The sequence below is a fragment of the Deltaproteobacteria bacterium genome, assembly GCA_020845775.1.
Classification (GTDB): Bacteria; Bdellovibrionota_C; UBA2361; order SZUA-149; family JADLFC01; genus JADLFC01.
Genome location: JADLFC010000076.1, coordinates 1 through 25,088 on the forward strand (window position 1 = coordinate 1; position 25,088 = coordinate 25,088).

Sequence of the window (25,088 nt, forward strand, 5' to 3'; positions counted from 1 at the left end):
AAATGAAGAGCGCCTTATATGTTTCTTAACAGCTATCATAAAATTCGCGTTACAATATACTTCAAAAATCCACTCCTAAGCCTTAGTACAAATAAGGCCCCACTTCTGAAACGTTTATTCCATTCCCGTTAAATAGAGGAAAAAAAGCCTCGTATCTCGCAGAAATCTGAACTTTCGTCTTGTCGCCCTGAGGATTTGCCGCAACGGGATTTTGACAATAGTAGGACGCAATCACGATACTATCTGCCTGCAAGCTCAGCTTCTGTGACTGTATCAAGTTAAACACCCGTTGTTGCACTTCAAAATGCTCCTGCCCACAGGCGTTACTACAACCACTAGACGTACAGCACTTAATAGCTGTGCTGCTGTCAAACACACAAATAGCGCCTACTTCTGTAGACGCTAACCCAAGCTTAGAAGCAGCTACCCTAGTTCCTTCTCTAGCAATTTGAGTTAATGCAAGATAATCATTAATCATATTGCCAACATCTATAACGCCAACCATGAGTACAGTAATAAAGAATAATGAGATAGAGAACTCTAACACCGCGCTTCCTTTTTCTGATTTCATCGCTTTGCACTAAACCTTATCACGAGCTGCTAACCGTCCCCTCGTCTGGCCTCACCAAAAGACTTAAAAAAATGCACCACATTTGCATAAGATGACATCCAGCTCGAAAAATACTCTTTATTACTACTCAAATAAAATACGCTTTCAATGCAACCCAAAGGCTCTACTATATTTAGTCACTAGGAGCATGTCGAAACAGCATGCATTGCAATAAACAGCTATGTTTATGCTTTTAATTTTATCCCATCGAAATACCCTAGTCTAGTCGCAGGTACAAAATAGCTCTATCCCAAGGAAGTTTCCCTTTGCATAGGCAGTCCAAGATACCGCAGGCTAATTGCCAGCAAAGAGCGAATGACTTGAGCTAAAAATGCCGCCTGATGCGCTATAATGACCCCATGCTCGTTAAGGCAAGTTTGTCGCCTCAGAAACGATGGGTGGCGAAAAAAAGTATAAAAATCCCTTATCATTTCAATTAATTGCCTAACTACTAACCAGGGCTTACCCTCCTCCGCAGCAAGAAAAAATTTATGGCGGAATTCGAGAATTTTAATAATAACTGGCATAAACATTTCTTCGGTAGCTATTCCCCACTGCGGCACTTCAATAATAGGATATTTAGACAGATAACTACTAACATCGCTAACAAACTTGTCAAAATACCAGGGAATGTTTTGGCGCCCGCAAAGGCCAAGCAAATAAGGTTTCACCTCTAGTTCCCGGTCAGCAAGCAGGGCAAGTGCCATTAGCTTGTCCCTAAAAGAAACAAACTCCTGACCAAGAAGTTTATGTGCAAACAAGGCAACGTCATCGCTCTTTTCCTCACGGCAACGACTAAAAATATCACTCCAGTTAATATTACTACCTTCTCTTGGCCCACCTTCACTATTACATTCGCTAACTACAAAGCTCCCCTGCGAAAAGAGAACATCTACGCCTATTTTCCACAAACGCGCAAAATAGCTATCAACAAAGATATCGCTAGGCGTTGAATTGATGTGCCCACCTCCGCCCAGAGAAAACGAAAAAAAATCCCTGGACTCTAACTGCCCCCTCCCTCGAAGATTTTCGAGAATGAGATTTGCAATCTCTAAAGGCCCAAGATGGCCGCCATCTGTCGCATTTAACTTGACAATATGAGCTAAATCAAAAGCTACCCTAGAAGTTAGCATAGCTCCGTACTTAGGTTCACAACTCTCTACCTTAACCGCTCGCTCTAACTCTACCTCAGAAAGTAAAAAAAGCTCGCGCACTGCATCTCTAATTACAAAGTGGCATTCAATGTGCATTTGATAACGCAGTCCTTAAAACTATTAGGCGCTTTATCTGGGAATTTGAAAGCTTAAATTTTTTTAGGCTTTCAAAAAAATCCTCCTCGCTAACGAGCTTATATAAGAATACAAGCAGAAGCTCCCATCGCACATAGGGCTTATTACTACTAATCGCTAGATAACTATCGAATACACCGCTACTAGCTTCCATGATACTTAGCAAAACATCATCCGAGACACTCCAAAGCGGCTCAATTTGCGAGAGCACTTTATGTCGCTCAAACACAATTAATATTTCAGCCGGAAATTTTTCGCTTAAAACCTTTCGCATCTCATCAAACAATCTCTCCCAAGGAACTCTTCTCAAAAATTCGCCTTCTATCGCTCTACAAAAGAGTTCCTCAGTGGTTGACTCAAAAGACAATCCAAAACGCGCTACAAGCCTAAGACCCCTTAAAATCCGAACTGGATCATCGACAAAACTTTCGGCGTGCAATACTCGTAGCAAGCCCTCCTTTAAATCCTCTCGCCCATTAAAAGAATCGTAAACTTGTCCAAAATCCTCCGGCGAAAGGCCGACTGCCATGGCATTAATACTAAAATCGCGCCGAGCTAAGTCAGCATCCAGATCGGCCCACTCGACTATTGGCGCCGCACCCGAAAGGGGATAAGTTTCTTTCCGCGCAGAGGCGAATTCAAGCAAGTCAACTTGAGGAAAAATCTCCTGCTCAAATTTTAGTTTGGCAGTCTTATACTTTTTAAAAGTCACAAAACTACTTGGTGGTTCAATTCCGTGGAAAAAAACAGGCCAATTATCTATCAACCGTGAGCAGTATTCTATGGCATCGCCCTCAATTAATATGTCGACGTCAGCGCAGTAGTGCTCCAGCAATAAATCCCTTGGCATGCCACCCACTATAAAAGCGCGGCTTCTACTCTCAATGGCTAGCTTGCCAAGCTGACGCATGAAGGCGATTTCCACGGGAGAGTATATTTGCTCAAATCTACTTAACACTTTTGTCTTTAAAGTACGCCTTAATGCCCAAAAAAATCGCCTCCGCTATTAGCCGCTGATAGGAGCGATCCGCCAATCGCTTTCCCTCCACAGCGTGATCAATAAACGATACTTCGGTAAGCACACATGGCATGTGCGCCCCCACGAGGACGTAAAACGGCGCTTTCTTTACTCCCAGATTGTTTACCCCTTCGTAACGCCTAGAAATTCGCCCCACTAAGGAATCCTGCACGCGGTGCGCCAAAGTTATGGAATCGTCCAACTTGGCGTTTTGAATTAAATCGCTTAAGATAAACTTTAAATCGTCGGCATTGGGATTAAAGCTGCTGTTTTCGCGCTCGGCAAGTTTAAGGGAGGATTGGTCAGCGGTATTGTCTAAGTAATAAGTCTCTATACCACTTGCACTTTTATTCACACTTGCATTGGCGTGAATAGAGATAAAAACGTCCGCTTGCTTATCATTGGCAATTTTCGCCCTATCGGCAAGCGCGAGCTCTTGATCGCGCGCACGCGTAAGCACTGTATCGACGAAAAGCCTCTTCCTAAGCATCTCATCCAAGTAAATGGCAATATTTAGCACTATGTCCTTCTCGTAATCGCCATCTACTCCAAGCGCACCTAAATCACCCTCTCCACCATGCCCTGGATCTATTACAACTACTGGCGCTAGTTTCTTTCTGCTCACACTCACTGGTCGCGGAACCGGCACTGCAATACCGGGCAGGCGAGCTTCGCCACGAACTCTCCTATTCGCCTCCGCCACCATGTCCGAACCTGGATACTTGTCTATTATCTCAAAATAAGCCACCTTGGCCCCGACCTCATCTCTAAAAACATTGCGCCTCAGATCCCCAAGGCGAAGCAGTGCATCGTCGGCCAAGTAATGCCCCACAAAATCTCTACAAACTATTTCGTAATAAGACACGGCACGAGCACTACTCTCAGTAGACTTCCTCTCCCGCCCCATGATTTCAAAAATCTGCCCCAACAAAAACAAAGCTTTGGGCGTTTCAACGGTATCAGGATTATCCTGCAAAAAAGACTGCAAAGACTTTGCCGCTTCCAGCCACTCGTCTAGCTTTCTCACACGCGTATCTTGTTTTAGCAACTGTTGTGCAGCCCTCCTAGCTTGCTCAAAATCTTGGCGAGAAACCGCCTCCTCGGCGCAAAAACCCTCCACGCAGGAAAGCAAGAGCGACAAGACAATTATCCCGATTAGGACAAAATTTTTAATGCAATTGCGCATAGGCATATAATACACGAAACTGGAGCACTTCCATTCCCACTTCCCAGCATACACACAATTCCGAGCCCAATAGGCGCTACTGCGAAAGCTCGTTTTGTAGCGCCTCGAGCTCCCGTAAAGCCTGAAGAGGTGTCATGGAATTTATATCAAAAGATAGTATGCGCTCAACTACCAATTCATGCTCTGCATTGCTAGAGGGCACATCCTCACGCGCTGGGGGAACACTGCTATTATCGGCAAATACGGCTATCTGAGAACTCAGCGGCTGATTAAATAGATCGCTAGTCAAAGTCTCACAATTCTCAAAAGAACTCATTGCCATCCTCGCGCGCTGCAACAACGGCTGTGGCAAGCCGGCAAGCCGTGCGACTTCCAGACCATAGCTACGATCGGCGGTTCCATTTTCAATTCTGTGTGTAAAAATTATTTCATCCCCATCTTCAACAATGCCCACAGTTATACAACTTACCCCCTTCTTAGCCTCGGCGAGACTAGTCAATTGGTGAAAATGCGTCGCAAAAATAGTTTTCGCTCCTATGCAATCGTGCAACCACTCGGCAATAGAAGTAGCAATGGCTAATCCGTCAGCCGTAGCCGTTCCCCTGCCAATTTCGTCAATTAACACCAAGGATCTTTCTGTAGCCCTCTTTACTATAGTCGTGGCCTCGCGCATCTCCACCATAAAAGTGGAGTCTCCCCTAGCAATGTCGTCCGCGGCGCCAATTCGCGTAAATATCCTATCTACCAAACTTAGCTCTGCAGATTCCGCCGGAACAAAAGAACCAATTTGGGCTAAAAGCTGAATTAATCCAACCTGCCTTAAGTACGTAGACTTACCTCCCATATTGGGACCTGTAAGCAGTGCAAAATATTTCCCCTCTCCCTCGCTGTCCAATGTGCAGTCATTGGGAACAAAATTGTGCGCCCCTATTACCATTTCGATAACGGGATGGCGTCCAGCTTTAATATGCAGCTTGGTTCCCTGAACTATTTTGGGCCTACAATAATTTCGCCTATGGGCGAGCTCCGCCAAAGCTGCGAACACGTCTAAAAGACTTAAACCGCGACTCGTAGCTTGAATCCTATGCGCTTCGCCAGCTACATACGACCTAAGTTCGATAAACAGCTCTTTCTCCAATTCGATTTGCCGAGCTTTTGCCGACAAAACCGAAACTTCTAAACTCTTTAACTCATCAGTTGAAAAGCGCTCCGCATTGGCAAGCGTCTGTTTGCGTTGATAGTGCGAAGGTACTTTACTCAAGTGGGATTTAGTCACCTCAAAAAAATACCCAAACACGTTATTGTAGCGAACTTTAAGACCACTTATGCCGGTTCTTATCTTCTCCTCAGCCTCTAACTTTAATAGCCATTGCTTAGCTTCGCCACTTAACTCGCGTAAGTCGTCGACATTCGAGCTAAAACCTTCGCGAATAATTCCTCCTTCGTTTATCTTATTGCTAGGTTCATCGACTAAGGCACTATTGAGCTTTCGGCAAATGTCTTCCAGAGTATCGAAATCTGCTAGCAGCCGTTTAAGCATTTCGCTCGAGCACTCGCCTAAAAAACGGCGAATTTCTGGGAGCTCCGACAACGAGTCCGCTAGCACGCGCAAGTCTCTAGGCGTTGCACGCATCGTAGTTACTCGCGACATCAGCCTATCTATATCGCGCACCGCCGCAAGCAATTCTCTAAGGCGAGCACGCGAGCTATCTAATCTAACTAACTCCTCCACAGCTGCCTGCCTACTCTCGATTACATCTAATTCGCAACTGGGAGCCGATAACCACTCCCTAAGCAAACGAGAGCCCATCGCCGTCTGCGTAAGATCCATTAAATCAATCAAGGAGTTCTTTCGCGTGCCATCTATGCGCGTTTCAAAGAGCTCGAGATTCCTTCTCGTCGCCGCATCGATAAAAACTACTCCATTTGACTTCTCCACTGTAAACTGAAAAATGCGCGCTAGCGGCCCAAAGGAAACCTCCTCTACGTAGTTTATAGCAGCAGCAAGGGCCGAACAGGCTTCTTGCGAAAGTCCTCTTGAGTTGTCGCTAGCGGCCCCAACACCTACACTGCTATTTTCCCTAAGCAACATCTCCAGGCGCCGAGAAATATCCCTCTCGCTAACCACAACAAACGGCCGCATGACTATGTGGCAATTTAGTTCATTCGCTTTTTTGCGGACTTTTCTAAGCCAGTTCTGGTTTTCTTTGGTGGACACGCCAAAAAGCGTAGAGGGAAGGATTAATTCGCTAGGAGAAACGCGCTCAAGCATTTCGAGCAAATTTTCAAGATTTTCTACTTCGCCCACGCGAAGGCTTCCCGTAGAAACATCTACAAAAACCAACGCGCCACTCTCTCTGGCGTTTAAGGCACAGGCCGCAAGATAGTTAAATTTCTTCTCGTCTAAACCCTCTCCCTCATAGCGAACCCCAGGAGTAATAATGCGAGTTATTTCGCGCAGAACTGGCCCTTTGGCTTTAGCCTCACTAGTTTGCGATACGATTACGCAACTAAAACCTTTAGCGAGAAGTTTGGGAATATAAGCATCTATGGCATGCACCGGCACGCCACACATAGGGATAGAATTTTCGCTATTCTTATTGCGAGAAGTTAGGCGAACATCCAAAGCCGCCGCCGCGACAGTAGCATCCTCGAAAAAAAGCTCGTAAAAATCGCCGACCTGAAGTAGTAACAAATGCTCGGGGTAGTCGGCCTTATACCCAAGGTAACAGCGCATCATGGGGGGCAAGTGTTCAGCATTAGACTGAACACTTGCTATTAGCTCGTCTCTTTCTCCAATAAAGCTATCACTCAAATTAACTTCGCTCCCTGAGCCATCCCCGCTTGCACACTTAGCGAACTACTCACCGCTATCCTCGTTCCTGCCGCGCTGAAACTCTTGTTGTAGCAGATCGCCAAAAGTAACCGCTCCACCAGTATCCTCGAGGTACTGCGCATACTCTTCCTTCTCTCGAGGCGGCTTATGCTGCTTCATGCTAAGACTAATGCGCCGCTCGTTTCGGTCAACGTTTACCACCTCAGACTCTATCTCCATGCCTACGGAGAACTTGTCTCTATGCTGCTCGCCTTTGGCTAAACCGAGCTGAGAAACGTGCACCAAGCCCTCTACGCCTTCCTCCAACTCAACAAAAAGGCCAAAGTCAGTGATGCTATTAATCTTGCCCTTAACCCTAGCTCCCGTAGGATATCGATATGGAACCGATTCCCAAATATCTGGTGTAAGTTGCTTAATGCCGAGGCTCAGGCGCTCGTTAGTGGGATCTATATCGAGCACGATTGCCTCGACCTCTGCTCCCTTCTTAAATTGCTCCTGAATTTCCTTTGCATCGCGAACTCTTTTCGTCCAGAAGAGGTCTGAGACGTGTACCAATCCATCTATATCGTCCTTAACAGTAACGAATACGCCAAAATCCGTAACAGAGCGAACGTGGCCCTTAATCTTTGTGCCCACCGGATGGTGCTTGGCAAGCTCGTCCCAGGGATTAGCAGTTAACTGCTTAAGTCCAAGGCTGATGCGCTGCTGTTCGGGGTTTACTTCTAGCACAACCGCCTTTACCTTCTCTCCGACGCCTAAAATCTTAGACGGATGTCTAACCTTCTTTGTCCAACTGAGCTCGGAAACGTGAATCAATCCTTCAACGCCTTCCTCGAGTTTTACAAATGCGCCATAGTCAGTAAGGCTAACGACAGTTCCTTCCACGGTTGAGCCAGTTACGTACCGAGCTTGCACATTTTCCCAGGGATTCGGATGAAGCTGCTTAATACCTAAACTAACGCGCTCCTTATCTGCATCGTATTTTAGAACTACCACTGGCAACGTCTGCCCGGTAGTCAATAGCTCCGATGGGTGATTCACGCGGCCCCAGGACATGTCAGTAATGTGTAGCAGTCCATCAATCCCACCTAAATCTATAAAGGCGCCGTAATCCGTAATGTTCTTTACTACTCCTTCGATAACTACGCCCTCAGCTAGCTGCACCAAAGTATCTTTCTTTAAGGCGTCCCTCTCTTCCTCGAGAACTACACGGCGAGAAAGAACAATATTGCCGCGCTCGCGACTAAACTTGAGAATTCGAAAATCCAGAGTCTCGCCGACAAACTTGTCTAAATTGCGCTGCGGCCTAACGTCTATTTGAGAACCAGGCAGAAATGCCGGAACTCCTACGTCTACCTGTAAGCCCCCCTTAACTTTCTGCACAACTCGCCCCTGCACATTGGCTCCATTATTGAAGAGCTCAGCTAAACGCTCCCATACGCGAAATTGTTCTGCGCGATCCTTTGAAAGAATAATCTCGCCATCTTCGTTCTCAGCAGATAACAGCAAAACCTCGACCTCGTCGCCAACGTTTACAGTTATCCTACCTTCGGAGTTTACGAACTGGCCAATTGGTATGTGCCCCTCGGACTTAAAACCAATATCAACAGTGACATACTCCTTGCCAGCCTCCGTCACCCTACCCATGACTAAGTCACCTGGTTTCGTAACATCAAAATTTTGATTTAATAAATTTTCAAACTCGCTGAGATCTACTTTTTCAGCAGACACTTCCAATTGATCCATCATTTCGTAACAGTTTTCCCAAATGTGTTGTTGTTAATTATTAATATTGTTTGTTCTTTAATTATTTATTCGCTAATGGCAACCTCCCAATGCGCCCATTAACCTCCCTCACCATGCGCAATCGTTTCATAAAGACTATTAACTACCTCGTCAATACCTAGGTCCGAGGTATCCACTACTACGGCATCACGTGCTGCCCGTTGTGGTGCTATCTCTCGCGTACTATCTCTATGATCCCGCTCGCGCAACTCAGCTCGAACCCCTTCTAGCGTTACCACCTTGTTCTCCGCAGCTTCTCGCTCTCGCCTTCGCGCCCTAACTTCCAAACTGGCATCTAAATAAAATTTATGTGATGCCTTGGCAAACACAACGGTTCCAGCATCTCGGCCCTCAACCACTACTGAACCCTGTTTCGCTACGTCTCTTTGAACTTCGCTGAGAACCTCCCTCACCTCCGGCAACACGGCAATGCGACTTGCCTGTCTCGCCACTTCCTCTGAACCAATCCTCTTGCTAAACTCTTCGCCATCGACAAAAAACTTTGTGCTTCCATCACCTTGGAGTTTAAAGCAAAAAGATGTATTGCGCGCTAAATTGGCTAAAGTTTCGTCATCCTCTAGCGATGCCCCATTCTCAACCGCTATTACCGCCAATGCTCTATAGAGCGCCCCGGAATTTACATGCACAAACCCGAGTTTTCTAGCAAGTTTACAAGCAATTGTCGACTTGCCCGAAGCAGCCGGCCCATCAATAGTAATTACTTTAAAACTATCCATCTCGCAGCTAAACTAATCGCCTCCGCTAAGTAGCTGAAAACATTCGTTAAAAGTTGGAAAAGACGTTTCGACTACATCCATATCAGGCAAAAAAAACTCTCCCCTTATAATTAACTCCATAACGGCTCCTGCCATTAAAATTCGATGATCGCCACATTTTTTCCAAGACTCCACTTGATTTTTTTCGACTCGCGCCTCCACCACGCGCTGCCACATGTTCGCTAACTCCGGTTTCCCACAAATATCGAGACCATCTTGGAATTCCTCAACCTCGACCCCAAATGACATTAGCATAGTGGCTATCATTTTTAAGCGATCGCTTTCCTTAACGCGCAATTCCTCTGCGCCGCGTATGCGCGTTACACCATTACTAAAACTGGCCGCTACGCTTAAAATTGGAATTTCATCAATGGCGCGAACCACCTCTTCGCCCTTAACTTCAGTGCAAGAAAGTTCGCTGCTACTAACTCTTAAATCCACTACCTCCTCGCCACCAACGATGCGATGATTAGTTGCCTCTAGTTTTCCGCCCATGCGTGTTAGTATGCTCCATAACCCAAGGCGAGTTGGATTAAAGCCCACATTGCGCACTAGAACATCGGACTTATCGATGAGAATGGCAGCCACTAATATAAAAGCCGCATGAGAAAAGTCACCACATACGTCTATATCGATGCTCTTTAGTTTAAAACCATCTGTTTCTCCACAGCACGAACTAGAGTGCCTAAGTTTCACGACGTGCTTGCCAGTCTCTAGCTCGGAGGTCTCCAGGTCTACGCCTTGGGCGCGCAACAATCGCTCAGTATGATCGCGCGAACAAAAGGGTTCGCTTATTGAGACATCCCCACTTGCCTGTAGCCCAGCAAGGAGAATCGCGCTCTTTACTTGGGCAGAAGCAACCGGAGAGTCGTAATCAATTCCCCTCAATGCGCCAGCAGAAATAGTGAAGGGCAACTTATCCCCAGAAAAACTTGCTCCCATTAACGTAAGCGGCTCCACGACTCGCCTAAAAGGTCGTCGCGTCAAACTCTCATCTCCGCTTAACGTCGATTTAAAAGGTCGCCCCGCCAATATGCCAGTTAGAAGCCTCGCCGTAGTACCAGAGTTGCCACAATATAGCGGCGCAGTCGATGGCTTTAGGCCGGAAAAGCCACCGCCCTTGATTTCTACACTGGCCTCATTATCGCTTGACAGTTTAGCATCGCTAATTCCTTCAGCTTGAGCGAGTTTAAGCATCTCCGCGCCGAGACTAAGTTTAATATCAACTCCTAACTGGCGCATAACCCTAATGCTAGCTAAGTTGTCGCGCCCAAAACTAGCAGCACGCACAAGTGCCGTGCCGTTCGCTACGGCATTAAACAAAATGGCGCGATGCAAAATAGACTTGTCAGCAGGAACTGAGATTTCTCCGCGAAGTCCCTCCTCTCGTTTAAGCGATATTTTTGTCTGCATGAATAATAATCTATTAGGTAATAAATGCTGCTACACTAAACATAGCCTAATCGTTAATCAGGTATTGGATTTACGTCCGCTGAGGCAATTCTAATTGTCCCGCCAAAACCCGGGCCTTTCCCATGGCGTCGCAATATTTCTCTGGACAACATCCCGTGAAATGATTCAAGGCGCGCTTCATCCGTGCAAAAACCAAAGCCAATATATGAGACTCCTAGTTCAAAAGCCAGCACCCAATACCATAGCGCCTTTAGCTCAAGAGTGCTGTCAAATAAATAGACGAGCGACAAGTAAAAGAAGAAGACTGCTACTAACCCAAGCAGGGCGGAAATTACCACAAAAAAGAACCGCTCTATAAAATTGGGCAAGAAAATGCCTAAAGACTCAATGTCGTCTGCTCGCTCTAACCGCTCAACTAATTCGCAATCATATGCCTCTAAAGCATTAGTGCTAATCGTTACTAGACTCTGCCTGAAAAAATCGCCCACCGGACCTCGAAAACTCTTTCGAAGTCTCTTTATGCGAGTACTAGGAAACAACACAGGGATGCCCACCAAAAGACTACCAGCTTCACAGCTAGATAATGCCTGACCTATGGCCCGAAAATCAGCAGAATAATCATGTATTTTTGCTTTGCGTCCTGGCCGAGCATCGGACTCGATGGAATCGATAGAAATCTCGGAGAAGTTAAAAAAAATTAGCATCTTCCACATGCGCTATCAAACAACTTTTAAAAGCTCGTCAACAAACTAACTCATCTAAATAATAAAGCTATATTGTAATAGCACACCGCGTATCATACTGTTATGAAGTGTATCTATGCCATTTAATGAAAGTAGTTTAACTTTCGCGGAATGGCCTAACTTTGTTTTTTTTATATCGAGATCCTCTATATACCAAATGCGTAAATTTGCATACACGTTACAACTAATCGTTCTACTAGCTCTTATCATTCTATTACCTACGCGCTACGCGATAGCTAACCCGGACACTGTTTCCACCGGACGCCATAATCCGTCTAGCCTAATAATACGCACGATTACTATACAAATAGCAGATGTATTCGACGAGCCAGACATTGGCAGTTTTTATCAAACGGTGAACAATCTAAAGATTTCGACAAGAGAAGACATAATTCGCCGCGAACTCTTATTTAAAGAGGGCGATAAACTCGATACTTTCCTGCTTCAGGAAAGCGAGCGCGTTTTGCGAAGTCTACCTTTTCTGCACAAGGTATCTATTACTCCCATTCGGGATGGGAAATACATCGACATTATTGTTAGCGTTCAGGATACCTGGACGCTTATCCCGCAATTTAGCTTTTCAACTGGCAGTGGCTCGGACAAGATGTCTGCTGGTATTGTTGAAACCAACGTCATGGGCTACGGCAAGCGTGCGGAGCTATTTTATGCCGACGACGAAGGACGAAAAAAGATTGAGGGCGTTTGGGATGACCAGCGATTGCTGGGAAGCTACAAACGCTTGTTACTGGGGCATTTTCAGCGCTCAGATGGCTATCGCTTTGTTGGTTTTTTTGGACAGCCCTTTCGCAACCTCATAGAGAAAACCTCGTGGGGCGTAAATACCGATCTGTACGACATCGTCGGAAAGCTTTTCGTCAATGGCGATGAGCGATTTATCTATCGAACGCGGAACCGCGATGTCCATGGTAATTTTTCACACGCGTTTGGCGATCCAGAAGACGTATTGCACCGAGGTGCGCTTGGCTATCGCTATCTTCGCACCGAATTCATTTCGGCGGATGAGGATGATTTTGACGACGTGGACGTAGACCCAGAGAGCGTATCTACCGATCCTTCGCTTTTGGCTCAGGATCGCGAATTTAGCGGGCCGACTCTTTCTTACGAAAGGATAGAGCCGGATTTTGTCGCCCTTAACTACATAGACCGATTTGAGCGAGTTGAGGATTTTAATCTAGGAAATCAATTTATACTCGGCTTGCATTTGGCTAGCCACATGATGGGTTCTGCCGCCGATACGGCAATTATCTCTGCAAACGAAAGCGATGGTTTCCGCCTTTCTCCCCTATCGTTCGTGCGTGGAGATTTAGGGATCTCTTCGCGACTAGACAATTCTGGAGCAGAAAACAGCATTATCCGTGGCGAGCTAAAATACTACGCCGTTTTGGGTTCTCAGTATGCCAAGGGATTTTTTATCGGCAAGCACACTTTGGCTTCCTCTTTTGCGGTGGATTACTCTGAGGATTTGGATCGCGATAAGGAGTTTTTATTAGGGGCAAGTGAGGGTTTGAGGGGTTACGAAAGCCGGACATTTACAGGGGATAAGCGCGTAATTCTTAACGTCGAGGATCGCTTTCATATTACAGAGGACGTTTTTAGATTAGTTAGCATAGGCGGCGTCTTCTTTTTCGACGTAGGGGGCTCTACGACTGACTCATTTGGTAACCTAATTTCGAGCGACCTATATAGCGACGTCGGTTTTGGCCTGCGCTTTGGTTTTCCACGCTCCTCGGGCGGCAGCGTACTACGCATAGATTTTGCAATTCCGCTTAGAAATAGTCCAGAAGACGACGATAAATTCGAACCGCGAATATTAATCACGACAGGCCAGGTTTTCGACGCGAATTTTCAAAGCGAAAACCAGCGCGCCGCAAATCCTCAAACTAGCAGTATAATTGGGCGATAGGATACAAAGTTTACTCGACAACAAGTTATACCATTTACAAAAAGGATTTTTGTAAATGGTATTAACAGCAAGTGCGTAAGCACTTGCCAATAAACAACAAATACCGTTTCCAAAAAGTAAAATATTTAACTTACTTTTTGGAAACGGTATAACAAATTAGTGTTGCCTCTTTTCCAACAACTTCCTGCACTGGGTCGCAACGACGCTAGAAATTGACTTTGACTTACTAAGTTGTTTTAGATGTTTTGCCTCAAGGTATTTTATCCATCGCAAGGCAACATCGACGGGAGTTTTGGGGTTTGAAGTGATCGCTTGTTTTACAGCATAATTCTTCGTCCATTGGCTTTTCCCAGAGATTTCCCTTAAAACGGCATCCGCTACAGTTGTACTCTTGGCAAACTCCAACACTTCCTCTTCGCTAATCCTGGCATTCTCTAACACAAACAATGGAATCATTTTATTGGTATCGCGTATGAGCACGGCGCGAACTGACTTGTTTCCAAACAATGCGAGCTTTATTTTTTTAGGAATGGGGAAATCCCGAATCATCGATAGCACTACCTCCCCCTCAACCTTAGATTCATCCTCCTTGGTAAGTTTTTCGGGTAAACTCATCTCGTCATTGCCATCGCGCACACTAGCAAGCTCACCCCTCATAGCCTCGTCAGACGCGCTCGAAATCGCCGCATCCCATAACGAACAAGTAGAATCGCCCTTAAAATCTTCTTGGCAATCGCTCATACTCGGCAAACGCATTCAGCTATTCATCTTGGCAAGAATCCTTAGTCCCTCAAGCGTCAAATTGGGCATTACCTTCTCTATATGCTCCGACTGTCCAGCAATCATGCTAGCCATGCCTCCAGTAGCCATAACGCGCATATTCTCCCCAAGCTCCCTTTTAAGTCGTGCAATAATTCCATCGACTAAACCAACATAACCAAACATTATTCCCGCTAACATAGAGTCCGGTGTATTCTTGCCGATTAAATGTTTTGGAGTTTTTAATTCGATAGTCCACAATTTAGACGCTTTTTGAAAAAGAGCATCGCTAGAAATCTGTAACCCTGGCGCAATTAAACCACCCTCATAAGTGCCGCTGGCACTTAACACATCAAAAGTCGTCGCCGTCCCGAAATCGACCAACACCGAAGGATAGCCAACGAGCTCCTTCATCGCCACTGCATTTACAATCCTATCAGCGCCAATGCTGCGCGGATCGTCGTACGCAATGACTAAACCCGTCTTTATATCCGAGCTTACAGTTAAGGGCAAAATGCCAAAATACTTTTTCGACAAATCTGCAAACACGCCCGTTAACGCCGGCACCACACTGCTAACGGCCACCTGCAACACCCTTTTTCCCCCAGGCACGGCATTAGATAAAAGTGCAAGTACCTGCAAGGCATACTCATCAACCGTGCGCCGCATGTCCGTCTGCAAGCGCCAGCTTGCTAATAATTCATCTCCACTATACACCCCTAGCACTATGTGCGAATTGCCAATGTCAATTGCTAACAACATATTCCCTCTCTATTTCGCCGCTATATAGGACTTCTATCTCGCTAGGCTTTGATACTGGAGAAACGACTAAACCGCCGCTCTCATTAACTCCCCTTATCACCACAGGCCGACCGCCATTAAAATTCTTAACAACCAGCACCTTATTGGTTAGCATTGAACTTTCACTCCACTCACATAAAAGCGAATCGCGACTGCCAGCACGGTATTCACTAACTACATCGATAAAATTTCGCGTCAAGCGAGCTACCGCGGAATCCTCCGCCAAGTAAGCAACCGTTAGGCCACTACCGGCCCCCCTTAACTCCTCAATCGATACGCCTCCTAACTCTCTAACTGCAACACTAGGCCTTAAGTTTAGGCCAATCCCAACACTTACGCCGCATACCTTTTCACTAATCTCCTGAGTCTCTACCAATATCCCAGCAAGCTTTCTATAAGCCGCGCCTCCAAGCAAAAAGCCTCCCGATATATGCCTACAATTCGACATATCAACTAAGACATCATTTGGCCACTTTAGACCGCAAGTAATTCCATACTCTGCCAACATGCGCTTCAGACAGACTCCCATAAATAGCGAAAACCCGCCTAAATCTGCCAGCGAAGATTCGACAAATATAAGATACGTTACGTAAAGCCCAACCCCTTCGTCCGAGCGCCATTCTCGTCCCTGTCTACCCCTACCAACTGTTTGCTGCCGAGAGATTATGATAGCGGGTTTTAGCCCCTGACAGGACGATATAGGTGGCAATCGGCATTCCCTGTGCATTTGCTGCCAAGGCACATCGCTATCCACTACGCGTTTAAGCAGATGCCTAGCCACATCCATAGTCGAGCTGAGACTCCTAAAAGCATATAGCTGCCAAGTGGTTAAATTACTGCAAATAACACCCGACACACTTTCCGCACTCGCCTCCATTCCCCTAGCTTCAATTGCCGCAACTAACTTGTTTACACAAGCTGTTTCGAGAGGGACTGCGCTAAATTCGCTTGGGAAGCCCATGACATCTCATAGCTTTAAAGCCTACAGCGCAGCGAAATATCCGCCGCTCGAGCGGAGTGGGTAATCGCACCTAAGGAAATGAAATCTATGCTCAGACTCGCATACTCAGAAATATTGCCGTCGTTAATTCCGCCCGACACCTCCACCTCCACTACTCCCGCAATCACCGAAGAGTCTATTATCTCGAGCATTCTCCGCACCTCAGTTGGGCTCATGTTGTCTAACAATATCGCGTCTGGTGCCTCTGCAATAGCCTGCTCAAGCTCGCTAAGATTTCTGACCTCGACCTCGAGTCTCTTATCGGGCGCAAATTGTCTACACTTTCTAATGGCAAGGCCCACATCGCCTGCTAGCAAATCAATGTGATTGTTTTTTATTAAAAAGGCATCGAAGAGGCCAAACCGATGGTTCTTGCCACCGCCAGTTTTTACGGCATATTTTTCTAGTGTTCGGTACGCGGGAATGGTTTTTCGGGTATCTAGTATCTGCACCTTAGTGCCCTTTACTTTTTCGACCACCCCCCTGGTGGCTGTAGCGATGCCGCTAAGCCTCTGCAAAAAATTGAGAACAGTTCGCTCGGCCGTTAGCACCGATGCAAACTTTCCGCTAACGCTAGCAATTTTCTCACCACTAGAAAGCAAACACCCGTCCTTGGCGAGCACCTCATAGACTAGGCTTTCGTCAATTCTCGCAAACACCTTCCGAGCTACATCGTTTCCACAAACGACGAGCTCTTCCTTTGCAATAATATCCGCATAGCACATCCCGTCTACAACTATCGCCTGCGTAGTAATATCTCCACTCCCGATGTCTTCAGCAATGGCGAGTTCTATTAAAGTATCTAAACCTTCGCAATCCATATGCTACTGATGCGACCTATCCAGGCTAGCTCTAAGGACTTTAATAGCCTCCTCGAAACCTTTAAGTTTTCCTCTCTCCTTTTCAACTACCTGCTGAGGAGCCTTGCTTAAAAACGCATTCGAGGACAGCTTCTCCGATGTGCGCTGAATCTCGCTCTCCAGCACTTCGATTTTTTTCACCACCCGCTCTCGCTCTTCGGCAACATCCGCTTGATGCGGAAAAACCACCGATATTTTTAAATTCGACACTATAACCGTAAGGGCATTCTCTGGAAGCGAGTTAAGAGTTATGGAATTTAACCTAGCTAGTTTGGCAATTAGCTGAGCGTGCTCCATAACTAGCACCACTTCAGACTCGTCCCCATCCACTACCGCCTCAAGCCCCAAAGCCGGATTAATATTTTTTTCGGAGCGCAATGTTCTAATTGCCGATATAAACGAGATAACTAGATTCATCTCGCGCTCGGCACTTAAGTCGCGCAAAAAAGCTCCGCCAAAATCATCTCCCCTTGGGAATGACGCCTTAGACAACGCTTGTCGCTCCTCGCTAGTAAGCGAAGGCAAGGTATCCCAGATCTCACTAGCGACGAAGGGAACTGTCGGATAGAGCAACCTAAGCGAAGCATCCAGCACGACGAGCAAGGTTCTAATTACATTTATCGCCTCTCCCCCTTCGTAGCGAGCCAACTGGAACTTGCTTATTTCTACGTACCAAGCGCAGAACTCGTCCCAAAAAAATCTATAGTTAGCAGCACATATGTCGCTAAAATGATAGGCTTCGTAACCGACTACGTTTTCTTCAATAGTTTTGGCAACGCGAGAGCGAATCCAACGAGAATACAAATCATTGCTTAAATCCGCACCACCTCGAACGACAAAAGCATCACTTTCCTTTTCTTGGATCTTCCCTACATGCACCGAAACGAACCTAGCAGCATTCCAAACCTTGTTGATGAAATTTCTATATCCTTCTATACGCGAGGCGGATAAATTGATATCTCGTCCCTGCACAGTCATTATCGCTAGCGCAAAACGCAAAGCATCTGCCCCATACTGCTCGATAATGTCTAAAGGATCGATTACATTTCCCTTTGTTTTTGACATCTTTTGGCCGCGTTCATCCCGCACCATTGCATGGAGGTACACTTGCCTAAAAGGAATTTGCTCAGTCATTTTAATCCCCATCATCATCATCCGTGCCACCCAGAAGAAAAGTATATCTGCACCCGTAACTAGAACGCTCGTAGGGTAAAACTTCTTTAACAGCGGTGTTTTTTCCGGCCAGCCCATCGTGCTAAATGGCCACAAAGCCGAGCTAAACCAAGTATCCAATACGTCTGGGTCTTGCTTAATATTCTTACTACCGCAATGCTCGCATGCGGTTGGCTCTTTGCTGGCAACAGTCATTTTACCGCAACCGCAGTGCCAAGCGGGGATTTGATGCCCCCACCACAATTGGCGCGATATGCACCAGTCGCGAATATTATCTAGCCAGTGATAATAAGTAGCCTCCCAGGACGGGGGTATAATCTCTGTCTCGCCGCTCCTCACTGCCTCGGCAGCAGCGCAAGCTAAATCCTTCATGCGCATAAACCACTGAGTAGATACTAGCGGTTGAGTAACTGATTGACATCTATAACAGCGTCCTATTTTTAACTCGTGCTCCTGCGCGCCGAGAAGGACGCCTTGCTGCATGAGATCCTTAATTATTGCCTGCCGACAATTCCCCACTTCTAGCCCAGCATACGGCCCGGCGGCCTTTGTCATCCGCCCATCAAATCCAATGACCGTCACGATCTCTAAATCGTGCCTGCGGCCAGCCTCAAAATCGTTCGGATCGTGTCCCGGAGTTATTTTTACAGCGCCGCTGCCAAAAGCTGGATCGACAAAGTCATCAGCTATAATCGGTATCGTCCTATTGATAATGGGTAGTTCTACTAGTTTCCCAATTAGCTGCTGATAGCGAGTATCGCTAGGATGGACAGCAACCGCCGTATCGCCAAGCATAGTTTCTGGCCTCGTTGTATCGACTTCTATAAAACCAGGCTCTCCAGCCGATGCACCGATAATCGGATATCTAAGGCGATACAACTTGCCACTCTCTGGTTCGTCCGGATATTCGACCTCTAAATCTGCCAAGGCGCTCTCGCATCTAGGACACCAGTTTATCATGTAGTTATCGCGATATATTAGACCCTCGCGAAAGAGCCTCACAAACACATCGACTACCGCCTGCGACAAGCCTTCGTCCATCGTAAAGCGTTCGCGTTCCCAATCACAAGAACATCCAAGTCGCTTAAGTTGACTAATAATTTGGCCGCCAGATTGCGCCTTCCATTCCCAAACGCGCTTGACGAAGGCATCGCGACCCATCTGGTTTTTTGTGGTGCCCTCTTTGGCAAGTTGCTTTTCAACTACATTTTGCGTTGCTATCCCCGCGTGATCGGTTCCGGGTATCCATAGAACTTCTCTGCCCCTCAGCCGATAATAGCGACACAGCATGTCCTGCAAAGTGTTGTTTAAGGCATGGCCTAAATGCAGGGAACCAGTTACATTAGGCGGGGGTATGACGATAGAAAATCCTGGCTTATCGCTAGCCTCATCTGCACGAAAGGACTTATTGTTGACCCAGTGTGCTGCCCACTTTTCTTCTATGCGCTTAGGCTCATATTTATCTTCTAGCTTCATACTACGCACCACGAACTTTAAACGACATGGTTATTAACGGGTAAATTGTGTATCTGTTTGCTACTGTTTTTAATTTATAGCGGATAGAAGAGCAATACTACGACAAAGATTATGGCAAGGAATGTGGCTACGCCAATAAAAATAACGACAGACTCGGACAAAGAAGATCCGGATGTATTCTCATCATCCCTTTTAAACTGAGAAAATCTATGTAATGAGCTAACGGGAAATGCCGAACTCGTTTCATCTATCTCTCCCGAATTGACATCGTTTTCCGCCACATCTCGACTCTCCACCTCCTGCCCAAAAACAAACGGCCTGCCGGTGGTATTCTTGCGACGAACCGCTTCTGAACGCCACTCACCACTTACGGTCACTCCTGATGGTGACCTAGGACCTGCTTTGTATTGGCCCTTAGTAACTAATTGCGGGACGAGGGAAGACGAATCGCTCACCACAACTTTTAGCTCCTCTACGTCAATTTCATCCCTATCGACAAGAGACGTCGTACCTCGCACACCTACACCCCCCACCTTAACCGTTGGGCCCACCTTCCCGACCGTAAGCTCTAGCCTGCCCAGGTTGCGGGCGATGACCATAATTAGGTTATCAGACGCAAAACCTTCTATATTAAAGTTAGCCTCTGGCCCGCCCAGTACTAGCCTATCATCTGGCTCTATCAAATCTACCTGCTCTCTAAACTTGCCACCTACAAATACTAGTAGGAAAACGCTTACATAAACATCAGGCAAGCCCGATATGTCCTCCTTGCTCAAGTCCGAAACGCGCAAAGGAAAATCCGCAAGCTGAATGACATCGTGATTCCTCAACAAACGAACCTGGCCCTGACTGACCTCAATGCCATTAACCCAGGACTTGTTTGTGCTACCGAGATCGCGAAAAACCCAGCTATCACCTGCCTGTTGAATTAGTGCATGCAGCCTAGACACACCTTCTGCGTCTATGACTACGTCATTATCACTCGATCGCCCCAATGATAGAGAACCAGCGCTGATGCTGGTAATAGTCGAAGGGTCTCCATAAGCAAGCGTTTCGAGTTTTAACATACAAGGCATCTATCCTCACTCAACATCGCAACATTCTAATATTACTGATAAATTTTACAATTAATTAGCTCATCTATAGCTCGACTTTAGCGAACAGCACTAGCCATCATACATTTAGGTAGCGTCGCGCGCACTAAAGATTCTAAATTATACTGCCGATTAGGGATTTATGAGTAACATTGGCGCAATTCTGGCTCCAGCGGCGAGTATCGCCGCGCATGGCAATCAAGCAGCTACACCCAGGGCCGATGCTAGCAATGCGCACAACTTAGCCAACAACAGCATAGCAACAGTAGGAACCGCAGCGGTCGTCTCCTTACGGGCATCGAGCAAAGAAAGGGCGGCCTCGTCTGGCGAAAAGCGGCAAATAGACGCAGCCTTTGATAAAGAAAGAATAAAGGGCGGCCGCAAGGATAGCAAAAGTTCGTCGGCATCGTCAAAAAAGAGCTTAAATGTTGTAGCCTAGCAACTACGACGAGCATCTGCCCCATTTTATTTTTGCCCCCACTATTTGAGCAGATACGCACTTTCCCATTTGCGCTCCTTAGGATAGCCTAGACTCCATGGAAGGCAATAAGAAGAGACCAATTCGCCAAGAGCAATTAGCATCGGTGGTCATTCGCTTTGCGGGAGATTCCGGCGATGGAATTCAGCTAACGGGTAGCCAGTTTACGGATGAATCGGCCTTGGTGGGAAACGACGTAGTTACTCTACCAAATTTTCCGGCCGAAATTAGAGCGCCAGCGGGAACTATTGCGGGCGTAAGCGGATTTCAGATTCATTTTAGCAGCAGCGATATTTACTCCCCCGGCGATAGACCGGATGTGCTCGTAGCCTTGAATCCTGCGGCATTAAAGCTCAACTTAAAGGATTTAAAACTAGGTGGGATTCTAATTTTAAATGAAGATGCATTTACGCCCAAAGCTCTTTCGAGAGTTGGCTTTGCAAATAATCCTTGCCAAGACGAAAAACTTCTCAGCAGCTACCGAACTTTTGTCGTTCCCATTACCCAACTTACCAAAGAAGCTTTGGTCGAGAGCGGACTAAGCGCTAGAGAAGTGGAGCGGTGCAAAAACTTTTTTGTATTGGGCCTAACGCTCTGGTTGTTCGGAAGACCTACTGACATGACCAGCAAGTGGATAGAAACCAAGTTTAAAAACAAATCCGAACTGGCAAGTGCGAACGCTAAAGTACTACAAGCAGGCTACTCCTATGCTGAGGCAACGGAAATTTTTGACGTCTCGTATTGCGTTCCTCCTGCGCCGCTCGAGCCTGGTCGATATAGAAATCTAAGCGGAAGCGCCTTAACGGCCTATGGACTCGTATCGGCGGCGCAAAAAAGCGGGCTGCCGTTATTTTTTGCCTCCTACCCAATTACGCCAGCCAGCGAACTGCTGCACGAGCTGGCGCGGTTTAAAAAATACGGCGTTATCACTTTTCAAGCGGAAGATGAAATTGCTGCAATGTGTGCTATTATCGGTGCTTCGTATGGCGGAGCCTTGGCTCTCACGTGTTGCAGCGGACCCGGTTTTTCGCTCAAAGCTGAAGCCTTGGGACTTGCGGTTATGGCAGAACTCCCCTTGGTAGTAGTAAACGTCCAACGCGCAGGACCCTCAACGGGGCTACCGACGAAGACGGAACAATCGGATTTGCTGCAGGCTATTTATGGCAGACATGGCGAAGCTCCGCTATGCGTGTTAGCGGCCTCCTCGCCAAGCAATTCGTTTAAAATGGCTTACGAGGCTTGTAGGATTGCTACAAAATACATGACTCCAGTAATTTTGCTTTCCGATGGCTATATCGCCATGGGTTCTGAACCCTGGAAAATCGCCGATCCAGACGAGCTGTCGCTTTTTGAAGTTGCTTTTACCGAGGTCAATAACAACCCGGGAGGCCGATTTCTTGCATACAAGCGCGACGAAGCAACGCTAGCGCGGCCATGGGTTAAGGCCGGAACCAAAGATCTCGCTCACCGAATTGGTGGTTTAGAAAAGGAGAACGAAACAGGCGATGTCTCGTACGACGCTAACAACCACCACCTCATGTGCCAACTGAGAGCTGAAAAAATTAACCGCATCGCCCAGGAGATTCCACCACTTTCTGTCGAGGGGCCAAGCGATGCCGAGTTGCTGCTACTCGGCTGGGGTGGAACTGAGGGCATATTGCGCGAAGCCTTAAAAGTGTGCCAGGCAAACAAATTGCCCGTAGCGCGCCTACATCTCCATTACTTAAATCCGCTACCTTCTGATTTAAAAGAGGTTCTTGGGCGTTTTAAGCATATCCTAATTCCGGAATTAAACTTCGGACAACTTAGAACCTTGATTCGAGATAAGTATTTAGTCGATGCGCGAGGCTTAAATCGCCTAACGGGCGAAATTTTTAAAGTCGAAGAAGTAGTGCGAGCAGTTCAGGAAATGTTATGAATAAAAAAGTGCAGCTAAACAAATCCGACTTCGAATCCCACTTGGAAGTTCGCTGGTGCCCGGGGTGTGGCGATTATTCGGTTTTAGCGGCTGTGCAGCGCTACCTAGCATCGATTGGCGAGCCCATTGAGAAGCACGTCTTCGTTTCCGGAATAGGATGCTCGTCTCGTTTCCCCTATTACATGAACACATATGGCTTTCACACCATTCACGGCCGTGCGCCAGCGATTGCGATGGGCTTAAAAATCGCCCGACCAGATTTGTCCGTATGGGTAGTTACTGGGGATGGAGATTTATTGAGCATCGGCGGGAACCATTTTCTACACATGCTTAGAAGAAACCCGAATATTAAGGTCTTGCTGCTAAATAACCAAATTTATGGCCTTACCAAGGGCCAGTATTCGCCAACCTCTACAAAGGGCAAGGTCACTAAATCCTCTCCCGCTGGGTCACCAGACACGCCGATTAACCCAATTCAACTGGCATTGGGTGCACAGGCAACATTTGTAGCTCGCGTCATAGATGTAGATGCGCAGAATCTCACAGAAGTGCTCTCAGAAGCGTATACACATAGGGGCACCGCTTTAATAGAAATATATCAAAACTGCAATATATTTAATGACGGGGCATTTGATCGCATTCGAGGAAGAGACGAAAGAGCGCAATATCAACTACTGCTTAGACACAATGCGCCATTAGTGTTTGGAAGGAATAGCGAAAATGGGTTAATAGTCGAAAATGGTCGAGCAAGAGCTGTGGAAATTGGGTCTAACAGTTCGGAAAGCGTAGCAAAATTTGGGATAACTACCTACGACGTTACTAACTTTAGCCTAGCCATGGCAATGGCTACTATTCCGCAAACCGACGATGCATGCGTTCCGATGGGGGTTTTCTACAAGGTTGACAGGCCCTGTATCGAAGATGTATTGGCGGAACAATTAAAGGATGCGCGCAAGAAAGCCCAGCTATCTTCGTCGGCAAAAGATAATTTAGAAGAATTATATCTTTCTGGAAATACATGGACGATAAGGTAGTAGACTGATATTTCGCCTGTTCTGCTTGACTCTTTTAGAGTGCTTATTTTGCATGGCAGTTATTAGTGAACTAAATATTTATCCGGTAAAATCACTGCGCGGCATATCGCTAAATCACGTAGCGTTAGGAGTGCGTGGATTGCAATACGACCGCAACTGGATGTTAGTCGATGAGGCAGGAAAGTTTTTATCTCAAAGACAAGTTCCGGAACTTGCGCTTATCGGGGTATCGCTAAACAATGATTCGATGGTTTTTTCCAAGGACGGTCAAGCACCGTTAAAAATAAGTCTCGTACACGAAAGAAGGCAGCCTGTGGAGGTTAAAGTTTGGGACGATATGTGCGAGGCAACAGACGAAGGATCCGAAGCATCGAGTTGGTTTAACAAAGCATTGGAGGGCAAATTTACTTCTCACGTGCGTCTGGTTCGCATTGAGGATAGCTTTAGGCGAGTAGTCGATAGAGAATTACTGCAAGACAATGAGGTGCACACGGCGTTCGCAGATCGCTATCCCTATCTAGTTGTCTGGGAGGAGGCGCTTCTGATACTAAACGAGCGATTAAAAGCTCGCGGCGTTAGGCCTGTAACAATGGATCGCTTTCGCGCCAACATAGTCCTTAAAGGCCTGCCCGCCGGAGCGAGCGACGGCGACGTGCTGGCTTTGGAATCGACAAATCAATCCTACAGACTAAGGCTTATAAAACCTTGTAAGCGGTGTAAAATCGTAGGCATAGACCAGATAACCGCTCAACCAAACGATCCCCCTAATGAGCCACTCGTCACTCTTGTTTCCATGAATAGCGACATCCACGATAAATCCGCCTATTTTGGCCATAGGGCAATCCTAGCAAAAGGCGCATCGCACCTCGCACGAGTCGGAGACGAGGTCAACGCCTTATTGGCCTAGCGGCAAAC

20 protein-coding genes are annotated in these 25,088 nt (G+C 46.7%); 5 read left to right on the forward strand and 15 right to left on the reverse strand.

Annotated features, from left to right (window positions below):
- Positions 1-82 precede the first annotated feature (82 nt).
- The 9 genes from IT291_04855 to IT291_04895 form a co-directional block, all read right to left on the reverse strand.
- Positions 83-571 carry a pilus assembly protein gene (locus IT291_04855; GenBank protein ID MCC6220555.1) on the reverse strand — a complete coding sequence of 163 codons (489 nt, stop codon included), beginning with the start codon at positions 569-571 and terminating at the stop codon, positions 83-85.
- A gap of 284 nt (positions 572-855) precedes the next feature.
- A complete protein-coding gene (locus IT291_04860; protein ID MCC6220556.1) occupies positions 856-1,860 on the reverse strand; it encodes a hypothetical protein in 1,005 nt (334 codons plus the stop codon).
- Positions 1,850-2,809, reverse strand: a complete 960-nt coding sequence (locus IT291_04865; protein MCC6220557.1) for a CCA tRNA nucleotidyltransferase — start codon at positions 2,807-2,809, stop codon at positions 1,850-1,852. Before IT291_04865 ends, IT291_04860 begins: the two co-directional genes overlap by 11 nt.
- A 37-nt stretch (positions 2,810-2,846) precedes the next feature.
- Positions 2,847-4,103, reverse strand: coding sequence for an N-acetylmuramoyl-L-alanine amidase (locus tag IT291_04870; GenBank protein ID MCC6220558.1), 1,257 nt, complete (start codon positions 4,101-4,103; stop codon positions 2,847-2,849).
- A gap of 76 nt (positions 4,104-4,179) precedes the next feature.
- Complete coding sequence (gene mutS, locus IT291_04875; GenBank protein MCC6220559.1) at positions 4,180-6,918, reverse strand: DNA mismatch repair protein MutS; 2,739 nt, start codon at positions 6,916-6,918, stop codon at positions 4,180-4,182.
- Positions 6,919-6,963: 45 nt separating this feature from the next.
- Positions 6,964-8,688 carry a 30S ribosomal protein S1 gene (locus IT291_04880; protein MCC6220560.1) on the reverse strand — a complete coding sequence of 575 codons (1,725 nt, stop codon included), beginning with the start codon at positions 8,686-8,688 and terminating at the stop codon, positions 6,964-6,966.
- A gap of 95 nt (positions 8,689-8,783) precedes the next feature.
- Positions 8,784-9,461, reverse strand: a complete 678-nt coding sequence (locus IT291_04885; protein MCC6220561.1) for a (d)CMP kinase — start codon at positions 9,459-9,461, stop codon at positions 8,784-8,786.
- A gap of 12 nt (positions 9,462-9,473) precedes the next feature.
- The gene (aroA, locus tag IT291_04890; GenBank protein MCC6220562.1) at positions 9,474-10,913 is read right to left on the reverse strand and encodes a 3-phosphoshikimate 1-carboxyvinyltransferase; all 1,440 of its coding nucleotides are present in this window, start codon (positions 10,911-10,913) and stop codon (positions 9,474-9,476) included.
- 53 nt (positions 10,914-10,966) lie between these two features.
- Positions 10,967-11,617, reverse strand: coding sequence for a hypothetical protein (locus IT291_04895; GenBank protein ID MCC6220563.1), 651 nt, complete (start codon positions 11,615-11,617; stop codon positions 10,967-10,969).
- 196 nt (positions 11,618-11,813) lie between these two features.
- Between IT291_04895 and IT291_04900 the strand changes: the two genes are divergently transcribed.
- A complete protein-coding gene (locus IT291_04900) occupies positions 11,814-13,580 on the forward strand; it encodes a hypothetical protein (protein ID MCC6220564.1) in 1,767 nt (588 codons plus the stop codon).
- Between the two features lie 156 nt (positions 13,581-13,736).
- Here IT291_04900 and IT291_04905 read toward each other — a convergent pair whose 3' ends face one another.
- From IT291_04905 to IT291_04930, 6 genes are all read right to left on the reverse strand, one after another.
- Positions 13,737-14,321, reverse strand: coding sequence for a hypothetical protein (locus IT291_04905; GenBank protein ID MCC6220565.1), 585 nt, complete (start codon positions 14,319-14,321; stop codon positions 13,737-13,739).
- A gap of 15 nt (positions 14,322-14,336) precedes the next feature.
- Positions 14,337-15,101, reverse strand: coding sequence for a type III pantothenate kinase (locus tag IT291_04910; protein ID MCC6220566.1), 765 nt, complete (start codon positions 15,099-15,101; stop codon positions 14,337-14,339).
- The gene (locus tag IT291_04915; GenBank protein MCC6220567.1) at positions 15,085-16,101 is read right to left on the reverse strand and encodes a biotin--[acetyl-CoA-carboxylase] ligase; all 1,017 of its coding nucleotides are present in this window, start codon (positions 16,099-16,101) and stop codon (positions 15,085-15,087) included. The genes IT291_04910 and IT291_04915 overlap by 17 nt, the downstream gene beginning before the upstream one ends.
- 14 nt (positions 16,102-16,115) lie before the next feature.
- On the reverse strand, positions 16,116-16,961 hold the full coding sequence (gene nadC / locus IT291_04920; GenBank protein MCC6220568.1) for a carboxylating nicotinate-nucleotide diphosphorylase: 846 nt from the start codon (positions 16,959-16,961) through the stop codon (positions 16,116-16,118).
- Between the two features lie 3 nt (positions 16,962-16,964).
- Positions 16,965-19,649 (reverse strand): valine--tRNA ligase, encoded by a 2,685-nt coding sequence (locus IT291_04925; protein ID MCC6220569.1) that lies wholly within the window; start codon positions 19,647-19,649, stop codon positions 16,965-16,967.
- A 74-nt stretch (positions 19,650-19,723) separates the two neighbouring features.
- Entirely contained in the window at positions 19,724-20,716 is a 993-nt protein-coding gene (locus IT291_04930) for an FHA domain-containing protein (GenBank protein ID MCC6220570.1), read from the reverse strand.
- Between the two features lie 169 nt (positions 20,717-20,885).
- On the opposite strand from IT291_04930, the gene IT291_04935 reads away from it, so the two are divergent.
- The 4 genes from IT291_04935 (at position 20,886) to IT291_04950 (ending at position 25,080) form a co-directional block, all read left to right on the forward strand.
- A complete protein-coding gene (locus IT291_04935) occupies positions 20,886-21,182 on the forward strand; it encodes a hypothetical protein (GenBank protein MCC6220571.1) in 297 nt (98 codons plus the stop codon).
- 97 nt (positions 21,183-21,279) lie between these two features.
- Positions 21,280-23,139: a 2-oxoacid:acceptor oxidoreductase subunit alpha gene (locus tag IT291_04940; protein ID MCC6220572.1), complete on the forward strand. Its 1,860-nt coding sequence runs from the start codon at positions 21,280-21,282 to the stop codon at positions 23,137-23,139.
- A complete protein-coding gene (locus tag IT291_04945; protein ID MCC6220573.1) occupies positions 23,136-24,173 on the forward strand; it encodes a 2-oxoacid:ferredoxin oxidoreductase subunit beta in 1,038 nt (345 codons plus the stop codon). Before IT291_04940 ends, IT291_04945 begins: the two co-directional genes overlap by 4 nt.
- Positions 24,174-24,225: 52 nt before the next feature.
- Positions 24,226-25,080, forward strand: a complete 855-nt coding sequence (locus tag IT291_04950; protein ID MCC6220574.1) for an MOSC N-terminal beta barrel domain-containing protein — start codon at positions 24,226-24,228, stop codon at positions 25,078-25,080.
- Positions 25,081-25,088 lie beyond the last annotated feature (8 nt).